The following is a 16124-nucleotide window of genomic DNA, read 5'->3' as shown; positions in this document are numbered from 1 at the left end:
TATAACCTAACCGAACAGTTAGATAAAGGAATAGGGTGTTACATGAAGCTATATGAAACCGCGATGACGCCAAGTTGCAAGCGCGTTAACATTTTTCTTAAAGAAATCGGTGGAGATGTCGAACGAGTCGCAATAAATGTACGTGACGGCGATAACCTTACGGATTCTTTCAAACAAAAGAGTGTGAATGGAAAAGTTCCGGTTTTAGAGTTCGATGACGGCACCACAATTTGTGAAAGTGTGGCGATTTGTCGCTATTTCGATGAAGAGTTCAGTAACGATCTCAACTTATTTGGTGGAAATCAACGTGAACGTGCTCAGGTTGAAATGTGGCATCGTGTTGTTGAGTTTCAGGGGCTATACGCCGCATTTCAGGCATTCCGTAACATCAGCGCTATCTATAAGGATCGCGAAAACTGCGTAAAAGAGTGGGGCGAGGAGTCAAAATCTCGCGTATTGGAATTTTTACCGGTTTTGGATAAACGTTTAGCGGAAAGTGAGTTTATCGCGACTGATCGATTTACTATTGTAGATATTACTGGTTACCTGTTCGTTGGATTTGCAATTAATGCACTTCAGATTGATGTGCTTTCAACGGCTCCAAATATCGCTCGTTGGTTTGAGAAAATCTCAGCTCGAGAAGCCTTTCAAAGCTAAAATACGCTGATCTTCATCGGGTCATAGAAAGCAGTAAGGATAAAGTGAATCTTGCTGCTTTTGACTTCTATGGTATGAAACACTTTCAAATTGTTGAGTATTTCTCTTCTTTTGTAGTCACTCACCTATAATTAAATGTGTCACTGCTAGATTCGCTTTCTGAACGTATAGAATCCCTTGTTCAGGGGGCGTTGAGCATGGGCTTTAATTGGTAAAGTGCGATAGAGACAAGGAGAGGTTTATGCATATTCAACCTAAAACCATCAATAATGTCCTGATTGCAATGTTGATGATTTCTATCTTCGGATTGATTGCAATGTATAACAACAATACCCAACAGAATCAGGAGATTGAACAGCTGCGTGGTCAACTGATAGAGAAAGAAAATCAGATAGTTGTCTCTAACGAAGCGTTATCGTATACGCGTTACCAGCATCAATTATTAGCAGAAGATTACAATCGCTATAGAGATGAGCAATCAATGAGTAACGTGTTAAGTCAGTAAACCAAAGGTTCTATTGAGGGGAAGGGGAATCACTTTGGATTGCTGTGGGAGCGTATAACACTTAACTCGTTCTATTGTTTCTCACAAACATGTCTAACCTGATAAAAAATCTAAAAACCAAGTAAAGCGTTTCTGCTCTACCTGGTTCCTAGCGCTGACGAGCTGTCACTATTTTGATTCTGTTGTTTGTGTTGGAGTAAGCAAAGCTGCCAACTCTTCTTGCGTAAGTAAATCATCAGTTCTGAACATACCGTTTTCGTCATCTAACGACATTTTTGTTCGGCTAATGAGGTACCTTTTCTGAGTTGGCGTTAAATCTTTGAGCGAATCAATTAGCTCTCTAAAGTTGCTGCTGTTCATTGCCATATATCCCCCCGCTTTAAGCCTATACAGATTTGCCATTCATATTGTCTAAGTAAGCAAAAATCTGCTGATTAATCGTTAATAGCTCCCTATTAACTATAGTGATATCTGACACATCTGGTGCAATATTGTTGCGTGTATCCTCTTCAATTTCTTGTAATGCTGTGACGGCGGTGTCTTCGCCGAAGCTTTCTAGTACTCCTTTTAAGCTTTGCGCTAACAAGTGTAGTTCCGGCCAATTTTCATTGGCATATAACTCATTAATGCGTTCCAACCCATTAACGTGTTCTTCTAAGTAGGTCGAAAACACGGTGATAATGATCTCTACATCGTTATCCATAGCTTTGTTTAACACGTCAAAATTGATCATTTATTAATCCCTGTAAAGAATACGTTGGTTCTATGATGCAGGCAGTCGATTGGTGTAAAAATCCGCGAGATAGCTTTCTAACCAATGAGAACAGTTAGGAGGTATTGCTCGTTGTACTAAGTGTTTGACTCTATGATCGTTTGATGCGTTTGTTACTTCGGCGGTATCAATTGAACTCAGTTTGGGTGTTTGCCTAACTGAATACGTGTGCTTTTTCAGAGTAAAAAGAAGTTTCTGACGCCGATTCCACGATGCTGATTGTTGTTGTGGAATGCTTTGAGCCAGTTTAACTGAGGGGTGTTCAAGTATCTTAGCGTCAGAAGATTGGAATAAAATACAGTATAAACAGGGTAATGCAGAGTCGAGATGAAAAGTGAAGAAAACGAAGCTCGCTTGTGCACTTATTTCACAAGTTGGATTTGATGCCTTTCCACCTAATGGGATGAGTTGGTTAACCATCAAAATTGAAGTCGTTAAACATTGATCAACGACTAACACATTCATCTCATCAAGTGCGACTTCACCCTCAGTCAATGTACGTTTTCCTTGCAGAGTATTACTTTTAAACTAGTAACCCGAATAGATAAATTCAAGGTGGCAAGGGTAAAACAAGATATCGCCCAAACTTTAAGGTCTTTCGTATGGTTAAGCGTCGTTGCTTAATGTGATCTAATGGAAAATTCTAGATTTGGTTTGAATATTCGACGCAACAAGCAGATCTGAGGTGATAAGTCGTCGGTCGTTAAATGGGGTGGAAGGCGTAGATCAGAAAGGTTAGTCGGAGCGCTTTTAAAACATTTCGAACAGCAACGTCGTTTCGAAACACAAAAAAATAGACAAACCGAAGTTTGTCTATTTTGTAGTTTTTTCCAAGTTTTAACTCAGAGATACAACGAAATTAATCTTCGTAGTTCTCAATGCTTGGGCACGAGCAGATTAGGTTACGGTCGCCGTAAACGTTATCTACGCGGTTCACTGTTGGCCAGTATTTCCAAGACTTAGTCGCTTTCGATGGGAAACAGCCTAGCTCACGAGAGTAAGGGCGATCCCATTCTGCTGCTGAAAGATCAACTTGAGTGTGTGGAGCGTTAACTAGAGGGTTGTTCTCTAGTGGCCACTCACCGTTTTTCACTTTTGTCATCTCTTCGCGGATTGCGATCATTGCCTCACAGAAGCGGTCTAGCTCTTCCAAATCTTCTGATTCAGTTGGTTCAACCATCAGTGTACCAGCAACTGGGAATGACATTGTAGGCGCGTGGAAACCGTAGTCCATTAGACGCTTCGCGATGTCTTCTTCGCTGATACCTGTTTCTTCTTTAAGCGGACGAATATCAACGATACATTCGTGCGCTACGCGGCCATTTTTACCACGGTAAAGAATTGGGTAGTGTGGACGCAAACGCTCCATCACGTAGTTGGCGTTAAGAATCGCAACTTTAGTCGCTTCTTGTAGGCCAGCTTCACCCATCATCGCGATGTAAGCCCATGAGATAGGCAGGATAGATGCGCTACCCATGTCTGCTGCAGAAACCGCTAGCTCTTTACCTTCAACACCGTTCTCGATGTGACCTGGTAGGAAAGGTGCCAGGTGAGATTTAACACCGATAGGACCCATACCTGGACCACCACCACCGTGAGGGATACAGAAGGTTTTGTGTAGGTTCAAGTGAGAAACGTCAGAGCCGATGAAACCTGGAGAGGTTAGGGCAACCTGTGCGTTCATGTTTGCGCCGTCCAGGTAAACCTGACCACCTGCTGCATGAACCATTTCACATACTTCTTTCACGTGCTCTTCGTATACGCCGTGCGTAGAAGGGTAAGTGATCATGATGCTTGATAGGTTGTCTTTGTGTTTCTCGATTTTCGCTGCTAGGTCAGTCATGTCGATGTTGCCATCTTCATCACATTTAACCACAACCACTTTCATTGATACCATTGACGCTGTCGCTGGGTTAGTACCGTGCGCAGAGCTTGGGATCAAACATACGTTACGGTGACCTTCGCCACGGCTGTCGTGGTAGCGTTGAATCGCGATAAGGCCAGCGTATTCACCAGACGCACCAGAGTTTGGCTGTAGAGAGAAATCATCGTAACCAGTGATTTCACATAGCTTCTCTTTCAGATCTTTCGCTAGCGCAGAGTAACCTGCCGCTTGCTCTAGAGGAGCGAATGGGTGGATAGAACCAAACTCAGGCCAAGTAACAGGGATCATCTCTGCTGCTGCGTTCAGTTTCATCGTACAGCTGCCCAGCGGGATCATACCGTGAGTCAGTGAGAAGTCTTTGTTCTCTAGCTGTTTCAGGTAACGCATCATTTGCGTTTCGCTGTGGTGCGTGTTGAATACTGGGTGAGTCAGGAACTTAGACGTACGACGTAGCGCTTCAGGAATAGCAGCAAACTCGTTGGTTGCGATTTCAGAAGACAGAGCGTTAACATCTTGTTGGACACCAAACACTTCAAATAGAGCGTTGATGTCGTCAGTAGTTGTTGTTTCGTCGAAGCTGATACCTAGTTTGCCGTCAAGCTTACGTAGGTTGATGTCTGCCGCTTGTGCTTTCGCGTAAAGCTCTTCAGTTTTGCCATCAGTATTGATAGTGATGGTATCGAAGAAGCTATTGTGAGCAAGCTCGTAGCCAGACTTAGTCAGACCAGCAGCCAGAATCGCAGTCATGTGGTGAGTGCGACGAGCGATAGTGCGTAGACCTTCTGCGCCGTGGAATACCGCGTAGAAAGAAGCCATGTTCGCTAGTAGTGCTTGCGCAGTACAGATGTTTGATGTCGCTTTTTCACGGCGGATGTGTTGTTCACGCGTTTGCATCGCCATACGCAATGCCTGGTTGCCGTTTACATCGATAGAAACACCGATTACACGACCAGGCATTGTACGCTTATGCTTGTCACGAGTTGCCATGAATGCTGCGTGTGGACCGCCGTAACCCATAGGTACGCCGAAACGCTGAGCTGAACCAATAACCACGTCTGCACCCATTTCACCTGCTGGTTTCAGCAGAGTAGAAGCAAGTAGGTCAGTAGCAACCGTTACTAATGTTTTGTTAGCTTGTGCTTTCGCGATGATGTCCGTTAGATCTCGTACTTCACCTGTTGTACCTGGGTACTGAACTAGCGCACCAAATACGTCTTGTTCTGGTAGTGATTCAAGTGAACCAACGAGTACTTCAAAGCCAATGTATTTAGCACGAGTTTTTACAACTTCTAGAGTTTGTGGGTGAACATCGTCAGCCACGAAGAATACGTTACTTTTGCTCTTACCTGCACGCTTACATAGCGTCATCGCTTCAGCTGCTGCTGTTGCTTCGTCAAGAAGAGAAGCGTTCGCGATTTCCATACCAGTTAGGTCCATGACCATTTGTTGGTAGTTAAGAAGCGCTTCCAGACGACCTTGAGAGATCTCTGGTTGGTAAGGAGTGTAAGCTGTGTACCAGCCTGGGTTTTCTAGTACGTTACGTAGAATGACATTTGGCGTGAAGGTGTTGTAGTAACCTTGGCCGATGAACGTACGTTTAATTTGGTTTTGGTCAGCGAATTTACGCATCGCAACCAGCATGTCTGCTTCGCTTTTCGCTTCTGCTAGTGCTAGTGGCTTTTCTAGGCGAATTTGTGCTGGAACCGTTTCTTCGATAAGTGCGTCAAGGTTAGCAACATTGATCGCATCCAACATTTTTTGTTGGTCAGATTTGTTTGGGCCGTTGTGGCGAGCAACGAACTCATTTTGTGTGCTGAGGCTTTGAAGTAATTCAGTCATTGTCCTTTACCTACTCCATCGTTCGGGTAACGTATCGGGTCGTTACTGATATGGTCCGAACATTGAAAAAAAGCTGCCTTCCAGGCGGGGGCAGCTTTGCAAATCTTCCTAATTACTCTTCTTCAATTGAGTTTAGGTATTCTTCTGCGTCTTTTAGGTTGTCTAGTTCAGATGGGTCAGACATCTTAACTTTAACAATCCAGCCGCCTTCATATGGTTCTTCGTTGATTAGCTCTGGGCTATCTTCAAGCTCTTCGTTGATTTCTACAACTTCACCGCTGATAGGTGCGTAGATATCTGAAGCTGCTTTTACAGACTCAACAAGAGAGAAGCTATCGCCAGCTTCAATTTCGTCTTCCACGTCTGGTAGGTCAACGAATACTACGTCACCAAGCATTTCTTGTGCGTGCTCAGAAATACCGATAGTTACTGTGCCATCGCCATTATCACGTACCCACTCGTGGCTATCTGCAAACTTCAATGTGTTGTCCATTGCTTAATCTCCAAAAAATAACTGCGTTTAAATTGTTTATTGGTAAAGAGGGAATCGGCCGCACAGTGCTTTCACTTCTTTGCGAACGCGCTGTTCTACTTCTTCGTTACCTTCAGGGCTTTCTACTAACCCATCCAATACATCGCCAATCCAATTACCGATGAGCTTGAATTCTTCTGCGCCAAAGCCGCGGCTTGTGCCAGCTGGTGTACCCAAACGGATACCCGATGTAATCATAGGCTTCTCTGAGTCAAATGGGATGCCATTTTTATTACATGTGATTCCCGCACGCTCGAGCGCTTCTTCTGCTTTGTTACCTTTCAAACCCTTAGGACGAAGGTCAACCAGCATTAGGTGAGTATCGGTTCCGCCAGTCACAATGTCGCAACCGCGAGTCTGCAATACTTCAGCTAATACTTTTGCGTTATTGATCACTGAATTGATATAAGTTTTGAACTCAGGGCCAAGCGCTTCACCAAATGCAACGGCTTTTGCAGCAATAACGTGCATTAGCGGGCCACCTTGAAGGCCAGGGAATACCGCTGAGTTGATTTTCTTAATAATGTCTTCGTGGTTGGTTAAGATCATGCCGCCACGTGGACCACGCAATGTTTTGTGCGTTGTTGTCGTTACAACGTGTGCGTGTGGTAGTGGGCTTGGGTGAGCACCAGTCGCGATAAGACCTGCGATGTGCGCCATATCAACCATTAGAATAGCTTCAACTTCGTCTGCAATTTCGCGGAACTTAGCGAAGTCGATAGTACGTGGAATAGCACTGCCACCAGCAATGATCATTTTTGGTTTGTGCTCAAGCGCAAGAGCACGAACATCTTCGTAATTAATTTCTAGTGTTTCGCGGTCAACACCGTACTGAACGGCATTGAACCATTTACCTGAGAGAGCAGGGCGTGCGCCGTGAGTAAGGTGGCCACCCGCGTCTAATGACATACCTAAAATGGTGTCGCCTGGCTGAAGAAGAGCCAGTTTTACTGCGCCGTTCGCCTGAGCACCTGAGTGAGGTTGAACGTTTGCGTATTCGCAACTAAAAAGTTTTTTCGCACGTTCGATAGCGATTGCCTCAACCGTATCAACGTGTTCACAACCACCGTAGTAACGACGGCCAGGGTAACCTTCAGCGTATTTATTTGTTAGGCAAGTGCCTTGAGCTTGCATTACCGCTTTAGACACAATGTTCTCAGAAGCGATAAGTTCGATTTGTTCGTTTTGGCGAGCGAATTCCGCCTGAATTCCAGCAAAGACAGCATCATCTGTCGCAGAGAGGTTGGTAGAGAAAAAGTTTTCCAAGCTGTGGTTAGGGTAACTCTTGTTCATGGTAGTTGACCTTCCAAATCTGAAAATGAACCCGCATAGATTGTATTATTGGTTTGCGGTTAGGTTCATTTGTCCTCAAAACAGCTGAACTGCATAGCAGAACAGAGCGAACATCCAGCCCTAAAAGTGGGCAAAAACTCCGTCGAATCGTGCGTTACTAATCCAATCTCTCACGCCTGATCGTTTACGGAAAAGTGCATCTCTACATCTAACAAGGCTGTAACATAACGCTTGGGACGGGAACAATCAACAAAAAATTTCCTATAGGAAACACGTTTGCGATTTTTGTTAACGAGAGCACACTTTAATTAACCTGGTGGACTTTTATCCATTATACGGTTCATGCACAATGCATATAGGGAGAGAGATAAGAACAATTACAGAGGGAATTATGGCAGGAAGTATTTATGATGAGTACCCATCGATGACGCTTGCGAAAGACAATCATGATGAGAGTATCGAGCCTTTAAAGCTTGGGCAGCGTATTAAAGATATTCGCTCCAAGCTGGGTATTACACTTGAAGAGGCGAGCCAAAGAACCGGTCTGGCACGTTCTACACTTAGTAAAATAGAGAACGAGCAGATTTCTCCTACCTTTCAGGCGATGCAAAAATTGGCGCTTGGTTTGCAAATAGATATGCCTCAACTGTTTGAACCACCAAGAAAAAAAGTCGCAACAGGGCGTAGGGATGTTACTCGTAAGAATGAAGGTAAACCTCACCCGACTCAAACCTACGAGCACGAACTACTTGCTACTCAACTTTCCAATAAGAAAATGATGCCCTTCAAAAGCCAGATCCGTGCCCGACACTTTGATGAGTACAAAGACTGGGTTCGTCATGACGGTGAAGAGTTCCTGCTTATCTTATCTGGCGAAGTAAAGTTCTACTCTGAGTTCTATGAACCTGTGGTTCTGTGTGAAGGCGACAGTGTTTACTATGATGCGAACATGGGACACATGTTGACCAGTGTTAGCGAAGAAGATGCACAAATATTGTGGGTCACCGCTAAGTAGTGATAAAAAATTGTAAATTTCCTATAGTGAAAGCAAACGATTGCTATCGGTTGTAAATTCGTTAAAATGGCGCTCAGTTGATGATCTATCACTCAATTGAGCGCCTTTTTTAGCCTTTTGTTGTGATTAAAATGTTAAAAGTCACACTTTTGAAAGCCAACAGTCGTCTTGTTCGTGCAAAATTGGATCAAGCGTGTTTATTATTGGAAACATAGAAAGCGAATGCTGACAGCATTCTCGGGTCTATCTAAATGGAGACGAAAATGACTCAAGAACTTCTGAAAACACCACTGCATGCACTTCATATTGAAGTTGGCGCAAAAATGGTCCCGTTCGCGGGTTACGATATGCCTGTCCAGTACCCACTAGGCGTTAAGAAGGAACACTTACATACGCGTGATGCCGCGGGTCTGTTTGATGTTTCTCACATGGGACAACTTCGTTTGATTGGTGAGGGTGCAGCAGCATTCCTAGAGACATTGGTTCCTGTAGATATCATTGACTTGCCGCAAGGTAACCAACGCTATGCTTTCTTTACCAATGAGCAAGGCGGAATCATGGATGACCTGATGGTAGCAAACCAGGGTGATCATCTGTTCGTTGTGGTTAACGCTGCTTGTAAAGAGCAAGATATTGCTCACCTTAAAGCTCACCTTCCTGCTGATGTTGAACTTGAAATCATCGAAGATCGCGCTCTACTAGCACTTCAAGGTCCAAAAGCGGCTGAAGTACTTAAACGCTTTAATGCTGAAGTAGCAGACATGCTGTTTATGGACGTGAAGAAACTCGAAATTCTTGGCGTTGAATGTATCGTAAGCCGTAGCGGTTACACGGGCGAAGATGGTTATGAAATCTCAGTACCAAACTCTCACGCTGAAGAGCTAGCTCGTAAACTTACAGCGGAAGCTGAAGTTGAGTGGATTGGTCTTGGCGCACGTGATTCACTGCGTTTGGAATGTGGTCTATGCCTGTACGGTCACGACCTAGATACAACGACAACTCCTGTAGAAGCAAGCCTACTTTGGGGTATTCAAAAAGTTCGTCGCACTGGTGGTGAACGTGAAGGTGGTTTCCCTGGCGCAGATATCATTCTTAAACAAATTGAGACCAAAGATGTCGCGCGCAAACGTGTTGGCCTAGTTGGTCAAACTAAAGCTCCAGTTCGTGAAGGCGCGGAGCTATTTGATGCTGATGGAAATCAAATTGGCGTCGTAACCAGCGGTACTGCTGGCCCTAACGCGGGTAAACCAGTTTCAATGGGCTATGTGCGTGCAGATTTAGCTGCTATTGGTACAGAGTTGTTCGCTGAAGTTCGTGGCAAAATGCTACCGATGACGGTAGAAAAAATGCCGTTTGTTCCACAGCGTTACTACCGTGGCTAATTAGATTAGATAAAAAATGCCGGGCTGTTTAGTCCGGCATTTTTTTACTATTAACGAAGGTTTGAGTTTAATCGCCAGCCAGGGCTGAATTCATTCTTATCCGTCAGCAAATAGTTTAGCTCGCGGCTTCATCAATGTTACAACACATGTCGATAACGATATCTTCCAATCTAGTCGGGTGAAGCATGTCTTCTTTCTTAATGCTGAACTGGCTTGCGATGATCGTGTTGAATAGTTCCCAGTGCTTTAACACCATTTTTTCTCTGTCATCAGCAATTTCTGGCCATGTTTGCTGCATCATTGGTGCTAGTGAAGTTGCACCATGAGCAAACAAGAGCATTTGCCATTTAGATTCCCAGTGATCGACCTGCGCGTCAGGGTATTCGCGGTTGCACTCTTCAAAAATGCCAGAGAAAATCGCGCCAAACTCTTCTTTTGATCGCAAGAAATAATCAAACAGCGCATTGTCATCTTGACGGATAGCATCTGCGATCATTTGTATAGGATGTGGGTTGATTAACGTAAACGCCAACATACGCACCGTAAATAGGTAAATCTTTTTGTTAGAAGGCGTATCTTCGGGCATTTGGTTGAGCAGTTCGGCCATGTAGTCTTGCAAGTACTCATCCATCGCATCACTAACTGCTTGCCAGATTTTTTCTTTACTGCCGAAATGATGTCGGATCAAGCTATGTGAGACCCCCGCTTTTTCACTGATGTTTCTTAGCGAAACTCGCGAGTAACCAAGTTCGCAAAACATATCTGCTGCAACCTTCAGAATGACACATTTCGTGTGTTCCGCTGCTTCAGCACTTCGTCTGCCTTGCTTTCTCTCATTCATAGTTCGACATTTCCCGAATAATAATCAACGCGTTACTTTTACCAGAAACTTGCCTATTTGACTAATTTATTTACTGCACAAATGGAAAATATGTTGATCTATATCTAAATGAGAATATACTGCACAACTGTGTAGTAAATTTGAATTTGGAGATAACGGGTGCGTAAACAATATCTAAAACGCATTTTGGTTGGCGCAGTAATGACAATAAGTCTTTCTGGACTGCTGACTGGATGCAATAAAGCCATATCAGAGCCGTCAGAACCTTTGATTAAACCCGTGAAGTTGCTCGCGGTTAAGGATTTGACTGTGGCTGATTCCGATGCTTTTCTCGCTCAAATAGATGCAACACATCGTGCACAGTTGTCGTTTCAGGTCGGTGGTGAAGTTGAACAGTTGCTAGTCAGAATGGGTCACGATGTCAAAAAGGGCGACGTGTTAGCAACGTTGGATCCGAAAGACCTTCAATTGGCGCTGAATTCCGCCCAAGCACAATTCTCACTTGCACAAACGCAGTGGCAACGCGCTAAGAGTCTATACAAGAAAAAGCTGATCAGTACTGACGAGTACGACCAAAAAGAAACGCAATATAAAGCGGCTTTAGCGAACTTCGAACAGGCAAAAACCGATTTAAGCTACACAAAGATCCATGCACCTTTCGATGGTGTTGTCTCTTATACGTATGTGAAACCTTTTCAGGTTGTAGGTGAGAAACAGGAAATTCTGAATCTGATTGACAACAGTACCTTGGATGTCTCTTTTACATTACCGGTAACTTACGCAGAGTCTGTATCGCTTGCTTCTTTAAAGGAAGCACACATGTGGGTGACGATGGATAGCGAACCGAACAAACGCATTCCGGGTAAATTCAAAGAAATTTCAACGCAACCTAATTCCGATACCAATAGCTATGAAGCGATTGTGACCATCGCTCGTCCTTCTGAGCGCAACTTGCTTACAGGTATGACAGGCCAAGTGCATATCGCGAAACAGAATGTCTCTGACTCAGTGATATTACCTCAGTCAGCATGGGTGAGTAAGGGCATTGACCAAGGTGAGGTTTGGGTAATGGACGGTGAAACACAACAAGTAAGTAAGGTGACATTGTCACTTGGCGACAGTGGTAGCGTTGAATCCGGACTAAAAAGTGATGATTACGTTGTTATTGCTGGTGTTGAACACTTAGTCGAAGGTCAGGTAGTTAAAGCTTGGGTTCGAGAGGGAGGTATTTAATGAAAGGTAAGTTGTTTACGGTTTCTGCTATCGCGCTTGCGGTCCTGACTGGTTGCCAAGGCGATACCCAAAAGGCTTCTGAACATTCACTGTATGTTTCATCCGTATCAGTTGGTGCGCCAGTGAAAAGCCAGTTCAGAGCTTTTAAAGGGATTGTGGTTCCGGCTGAACAGACTCCAATCGCGTTCCGGCTCGCGGGTGAAATTCAGCATGTTCTCGTAAAAGCGGGTGATGTGGTTAAACAAGGCCAAATGCTCGCCAAGCTCGATGACAGTCAAGAAAAGCAAGCAATCAACGATGCGGAAGCTCAATACACGTTGGCCATTCGCCAATTGAAGCGTGGTACAGATTTATATGATCGCCAAATGATTTCAAAAGCGGAACTGGACGAACTGACCGCGAATAAAGAATTAGCAGAAGCCAATTTCTATAGTGCGACCAACCAGTTGAACTACACACGTCTTTTTGCGCCGTTTTCGGGCAAGGTATCTGACGTTTATAAAGAACGTTTCGAGCAAGTTGGTGCGGGAGAAACAGTACTTAATCTTTATCAAAACAACATGGTGTATGTACGCATAGAACTCTCTGACAACGTTCTGGCGCTTGTAAATCCGAACACTGAGAATGTGAATTACAAACCTAGTGCGACATTCTCTGGCGATACGAAATCTTACTTGTTGGATTACCTGGAGTACACGAGTGAGCCGAACGCCAATACTCAGACTTATGAAATGTATCTCACGATGCCTCAACCTGAAAAAGAAATCTTACCAGGTACAAGCGTTAGCGTAATGGTTGATATGGTCGAAGCGGGAATCACGTCGATTGATGGTTACAGTATTCCCGTTACGGCGCTGCAAGCAGGCAGTCACAGCAATGAGTTTTTTGTGTGGAAAATGAAGGATGGCAACGTCACTAAGGTGCCTGTTGCTGTTTCACAAGTAAACGGTCAAGGAGCCATTGTCTCATCCGGTGTCAGCAGCGGTGATGTATTGGTTAACTCAAACTTACGTAAATTACGTGAAGGCAAACATGTGGAAGTGGTGGAGAAGGGACAATAATGAACATTGCTGAGTATTCCATAAAAAATAAAGTCATCAGTTGGCTGTTCATTGTTATTCTCGCCATTGGTGGTATCACCTCATTCCTTGAGCTTGGCCGGCTGGAAGATCCGGCGTTCACCATCAAAGAAGCGATGATCATCTCCACTTATCCAGGGGCAACATCGAAGGAAGTGGAAGAGGAACTCACTTATCCGCTGGAAAAAGAGATTCGCAAACTCCCGTATATCGACTTTATTACCTCAACGTCGTCGGATGGCATGTCACAAATAATGGTCAGCATGAAGATGGACTATGGTCCAGACGAGCTGCCACAAATTTGGGACGAAATGCGCCGTAAGATTAACGATCTTCAACCAAATTTACCGCAAGGGGTGCAATCTCTTCAGATCATTGATGATTTCGGTGACGTGTACGGTGTGATGCTGATGTTAACGGGTGACGACTATAACTATGTCGAACTCAAACGCTATGCTGACCACCTAACCCGTGAATTAGAGTTGATCGAAGGGGTCGGTAAAGTTGATATTAGTGGCGACCAACAGGAGATGTTTTTTGTCGAGATTTCGTTAGATCGCCTTGCGTCTTTAAACATTGATATGAACGTGGTCGCGAACTTGCTGAACCAGCAAAATAGTGTGGTGTCTGCAGGTGAGGTGATGGTTAATGGCGAAAGCCTTATTATCCGTCCGAGCGGTGCACTAAATACCGTAGAAGCTCTGGGAAATCTGATCATTCATGGCCGAGATACTGGCAACCTGATCCGCTTAAAGGATGTCGCGACGATATCACGTGGCATTCAGGAAAAACCAAGCAACGTGATCTTGTTTAACGGGAAGAAAGCGATCAACATCGCTATCTCTTTTGCGTCCGGTGTCAATGTGGTCGAAGTCGGTGAACGTATTGATGCTGAGCTAAGCAACCTGGAGACCATTAAGCCGGCTGGCATTGATTTGAGCTACTTCTACAATCAGGCACAAGAGGTGGATCAGTCGGTTAAAGCTTTCGTCATTAGTTTGGCCGAAGCGGTTGCGATCGTCATCATCGTTCTGCTGTTTACCATGGGGTTACGTAGCGGTGTCATCATCGGTGCCGTACTTCTATTGACGGTGTTTGGTACGTTTATCCTTATGAATTACTACAACATCGAGCTTCATCGGATTTCTCTCGGTGCTTTGATCATTGCGTTGGGTATGCTGGTTGATAATGCGATTGTTGTTGTTGAAGGTATTCTCGTTGGTCTAAAGAAAGGGCGCTCAAAGGTTCAGTCCTCCGTAGATATTGTAAAGCAGACTCAGTGGCCGCTGTTAGGGGCAACCGTAATCGCCATTACGGCATTCGCACCAATCGGGCTTTCGCAAGATGCGACGGGTGAGTTCATGGGCTCGTTGTTTTGGGTGCTTTGCTTCTCGTTGTTCCTGAGCTGGGTAACGGCTATGACGCTGACTCCGTTTTTAGCCAACCTTTTATTAAAAGAAGAAGATAAAGAAGTCGGTGATGAAGACCAAGACCCTTACAAAGGTTGGTTGTTTGTCGCATTCGGAGCGTTACTCAAAGTTGCTCTGCGTTTTAGGTGGTTGACCGTAGCCGCTATGGTGGCATTACTCGTTGGTGCAGTTGTGGCGTTTGGCAATGTTAAACAGCAATTCTTCCCGCCATCTAACACGCCGATGTTTTACGTGGATATGTGGATGCCTGAAGGCACTGATATTCGCGAAACAACGAAAAAAGCAGAAATAGTTGAAAGTTACATTCGAGAACAAGACGATATAGATTTTGTGTCGGTATCAATTGGTCAAGGTATGCAGCGCTTTGTGTTGACTTACCAGCCCGAGAGAAGCTACGAAGCTTATGCTCAGTTCCAGGTTAGGGCAACGGATCGCGAGAATATGTTCAAGCTTTTGGATACGTTGGATGCCAACTTAGCCAAGAAGTTTAACGAGCCGACATTCCAGTTTCAGTTGATGGAGTTTGGTCCATCGCCAGCGTCTAAAATTGAGGCGAGAATTACTGGTCCAGATCCTCAGGTACTTAGAGATTTGGCGGTCAAAGTAGAAGATATTTTACATACCGACCCTGGTGCGAGAAATATTCGTCATGACTGGCGTGAGCGCACTAAAGAGCTCGTTCCGGCATTTAATGAGTCGAAGGCGCGTCGATTGGGTATTTCGAAAGAAGATCTGTCAGGCACATTACAGATGGCATTTGGTGGCCGCGCATTAGGTTATTTACGCGACGGAACACACACTCTGCCAATTCTGACCCGACTTCCGGAAGAAGAGCGTGTGGATTTCGAATCTCTGCAAAATGTGAACATTTGGAGCCCATCGCTGCAAACTTACATCCCCGTTGACCAAATCATCGACGGCGTGAAGTTAGATTGGAATGAGCCATTGATTCAACGTCGTGACCGTAAGCGTACTTTGACGGTATTGGCTGACCACGATGTGCTGAGTGAAGATACCGCGGCAAGTTTGTTTGCACGTGTACAACCTAAAGTGATGGCTTTACATCTGCCTGATGGCTACGAAATTACATGGGGTGGGGAATACGAGTCATCGAAAGATGCACAAGATGCCTTGTTCGGTTCATTGCCGATGGGTTACTTGCTGATGTTCATCATTACCATCTTACTGTTTAACTCGGTCAAAAAGCCGCTGGTTATTTGGTTTACGGTGCCGTTATCCATTATTGGTGTGTCATTCGGCTTGTTGACGACAAATATGCCTTTCAGCTTCACCGCTTTCTTGGGCTTATTAAGTTTGAGCGGGATGATACTGAAAAACGGTATTGTGTTACTCGATCAAATTAACCTTGAATTGGCATCAGGAAAAGATCCTTATATCGCTATTGTAGATAGTGCGATTAGCCGTGTACGCCCGGTAAGCATGGCGGCGGTGACGACCATTTTAGGTATGATTCCCCTCGTTTTTGATGCCTTCTTTGGCTCAATGGCGATAACGATTATGGCAGGGCTTGGTTTTGCTACTGTACTGACACTGATCGTAGTGCCAGTGATGTTTGCAATTCTTTTTAGGATAAACTCGACCGCTGCATAAGGCTCCTGACTAATATTTAGTCAGACTCCTGCCTAGCCCTGAGAGATTTT

The 16124-nt window shown here is 44.6% G+C and carries 14 protein-coding genes; 7 read left to right on the top strand and 7 right to left on the bottom strand.

Annotation, left to right across the window (positions count from 1 at the left end; genetic code table 11):
* Positions 1–42: 42 nt before the first annotated feature.
* On the top strand, positions 43–657 hold the full coding sequence (locus VEJY3_RS20360; protein ID WP_014234309.1) for a glutathione S-transferase: 615 nt from the start codon (positions 43–45) through the stop codon (positions 655–657).
* A 241-nt stretch (positions 658–898) separates the two neighbouring features.
* Positions 899–1162 carry a hypothetical protein gene (locus tag VEJY3_RS20355; protein ID WP_014234308.1) on the top strand — a complete coding sequence of 88 codons (264 nt, stop codon included), beginning with the start codon at positions 899–901 and terminating at the stop codon, positions 1160–1162.
* A gap of 168 nt (positions 1163–1330) precedes the next feature.
* Here VEJY3_RS20355 and VEJY3_RS20350 read toward each other — a convergent pair whose 3' ends face one another.
* The 6 genes from VEJY3_RS20350 to VEJY3_RS20325 form a co-directional block, all read right to left on the bottom strand.
* Entirely contained in the window at positions 1331–1522 is a 192-nt protein-coding gene (locus tag VEJY3_RS20350; RefSeq protein WP_014234307.1) for a hypothetical protein, read from the bottom strand.
* 25 nt (positions 1523–1547) lie between these two features.
* Positions 1548–1895, bottom strand: a complete 348-nt coding sequence (locus VEJY3_RS20345) for an Hpt domain-containing protein (protein ID WP_014234306.1) — start codon at positions 1893–1895, stop codon at positions 1548–1550.
* 30 nt (positions 1896–1925) lie between these two features.
* Positions 1926–2429, bottom strand: coding sequence for a hypothetical protein (locus tag VEJY3_RS20340; protein WP_014234305.1), 504 nt, complete (start codon positions 2427–2429; stop codon positions 1926–1928).
* A 364-nt stretch (positions 2430–2793) separates the two neighbouring features.
* On the bottom strand, positions 2794–5658 hold the full coding sequence (gene gcvP, locus VEJY3_RS20335; RefSeq protein WP_014234304.1) for an aminomethyl-transferring glycine dehydrogenase: 2865 nt from the start codon (positions 5656–5658) through the stop codon (positions 2794–2796).
* 112 nt (positions 5659–5770) lie between these two features.
* The gene (gene gcvH, locus VEJY3_RS20330) at positions 5771–6151 is read right to left on the bottom strand and encodes a glycine cleavage system protein GcvH (RefSeq protein WP_014234303.1); all 381 of its coding nucleotides are present in this window, start codon (positions 6149–6151) and stop codon (positions 5771–5773) included.
* A 36-nt stretch (positions 6152–6187) separates the two neighbouring features.
* Positions 6188–7483, bottom strand: coding sequence for a serine hydroxymethyltransferase (locus tag VEJY3_RS20325; RefSeq protein ID WP_014234302.1), 1296 nt, complete (start codon positions 7481–7483; stop codon positions 6188–6190).
* Positions 7484–7874: 391 nt separating this feature from the next.
* On the opposite strand from VEJY3_RS20325, the gene VEJY3_RS20320 reads away from it, so the two are divergent.
* Together VEJY3_RS20320 and gcvT are read left to right on the top strand one after the other, a co-directional pair.
* Complete coding sequence (locus VEJY3_RS20320; RefSeq protein ID WP_014234301.1) at positions 7875–8498, top strand: helix-turn-helix domain-containing protein; 624 nt, start codon at positions 7875–7877, stop codon at positions 8496–8498.
* A gap of 263 nt (positions 8499–8761) precedes the next feature.
* Positions 8762–9880 (top strand): glycine cleavage system aminomethyltransferase GcvT, encoded by a 1119-nt coding sequence (gcvT, locus tag VEJY3_RS20315; RefSeq protein ID WP_014234300.1) that lies wholly within the window; start codon positions 8762–8764, stop codon positions 9878–9880.
* 115 nt (positions 9881–9995) lie between these two features.
* On the opposite strand, the gene VEJY3_RS20310 is transcribed toward gcvT, so the two are convergent.
* Entirely contained in the window at positions 9996–10721 is a 726-nt protein-coding gene (locus VEJY3_RS20310; RefSeq protein WP_014234299.1) for a TetR/AcrR family transcriptional regulator, read from the bottom strand.
* Positions 10722–10880: 159 nt separating this feature from the next.
* Between VEJY3_RS20310 and VEJY3_RS20305 the strand changes: the two genes are divergently transcribed.
* The 3 genes from VEJY3_RS20305 to VEJY3_RS20295 are packed head-to-tail and all read left to right on the top strand — an operon-like array spanning position 10881 to position 16074.
* The gene (locus VEJY3_RS20305) at positions 10881–11954 is read left to right on the top strand and encodes an efflux RND transporter periplasmic adaptor subunit (RefSeq protein WP_014234298.1); all 1074 of its coding nucleotides are present in this window, start codon (positions 10881–10883) and stop codon (positions 11952–11954) included.
* A complete protein-coding gene (locus VEJY3_RS20300; protein WP_014234297.1) occupies positions 11954–13015 on the top strand; it encodes an efflux RND transporter periplasmic adaptor subunit in 1062 nt (353 codons plus the stop codon). Before VEJY3_RS20305 ends, VEJY3_RS20300 begins: the two co-directional genes overlap by 1 nt.
* The gene (locus tag VEJY3_RS20295) at positions 13015–16074 is read left to right on the top strand and encodes an efflux RND transporter permease subunit (protein WP_014234296.1); all 3060 of its coding nucleotides are present in this window, start codon (positions 13015–13017) and stop codon (positions 16072–16074) included. The genes VEJY3_RS20300 and VEJY3_RS20295 overlap by 1 nt, the downstream gene beginning before the upstream one ends.
* Positions 16075–16124: the final 50 nt, after the last annotated feature.

It is taken from the genome of Vibrio sp. EJY3, from assembly GCF_000241385.1.
Taxonomy (GTDB): Bacteria; Pseudomonadota; Gammaproteobacteria; order Enterobacterales; family Vibrionaceae; genus Vibrio; species Vibrio natriegens.
The sequence above is the reverse complement of the archived record's forward strand: the minus strand, read 5'-3'. Positions and strand labels throughout refer to the sequence as shown.

What these genes read in the sequence shown, in the direction of transcription:
- VEJY3_RS20360 (WP_014234309.1), top strand. Translation starts at nt 43, where the DNA reads ATGAAGCTATATGAAACCGCGATGACGCCAAGTTGCAAGCGCGTTAAC.
- VEJY3_RS20355 (WP_014234308.1), top strand. Translation starts at nt 899, where the DNA reads ATGCATATTCAACCTAAAACCATCAATAATGTCCTGATTGCAATGTTG.
- VEJY3_RS20350 (WP_014234307.1), bottom strand. Translation starts at nt 1,522, where the DNA reads ATGAACAGCAGCAACTTTAGAGAGCTAATTGATTCGCTCAAAGATTTA.
- VEJY3_RS20345 (WP_014234306.1), bottom strand. Translation starts at nt 1,895, where the DNA reads ATGATCAATTTTGACGTGTTAAACAAAGCTATGGATAACGATGTAGAG.
- gcvP (WP_014234304.1), bottom strand. Translation starts at nt 5,658, where the DNA reads ATGACTGAATTACTTCAAAGCCTCAGCACACAAAATGAGTTCGTTGCT.
- gcvH (WP_014234303.1), bottom strand. Translation starts at nt 6,151, where the DNA reads ATGGACAACACATTGAAGTTTGCAGATAGCCACGAGTGGGTACGTGAT.
- VEJY3_RS20325 (WP_014234302.1), bottom strand. Translation starts at nt 7,483, where the DNA reads ATGAACAAGAGTTACCCTAACCACAGCTTGGAAAACTTTTTCTCTACC.
- VEJY3_RS20320 (WP_014234301.1), top strand. Translation starts at nt 7,875, where the DNA reads ATGGCAGGAAGTATTTATGATGAGTACCCATCGATGACGCTTGCGAAA.
- gcvT (WP_014234300.1), top strand. Translation starts at nt 8,762, where the DNA reads ATGACTCAAGAACTTCTGAAAACACCACTGCATGCACTTCATATTGAA.
- VEJY3_RS20310 (WP_014234299.1), bottom strand. Translation starts at nt 10,721, where the DNA reads ATGAATGAGAGAAAGCAAGGCAGACGAAGTGCTGAAGCAGCGGAACAC.
- VEJY3_RS20300 (WP_014234297.1), top strand. Translation starts at nt 11,954, where the DNA reads ATGAAAGGTAAGTTGTTTACGGTTTCTGCTATCGCGCTTGCGGTCCTG.
- VEJY3_RS20295 (WP_014234296.1), top strand. Translation starts at nt 13,015, where the DNA reads ATGAACATTGCTGAGTATTCCATAAAAAATAAAGTCATCAGTTGGCTG.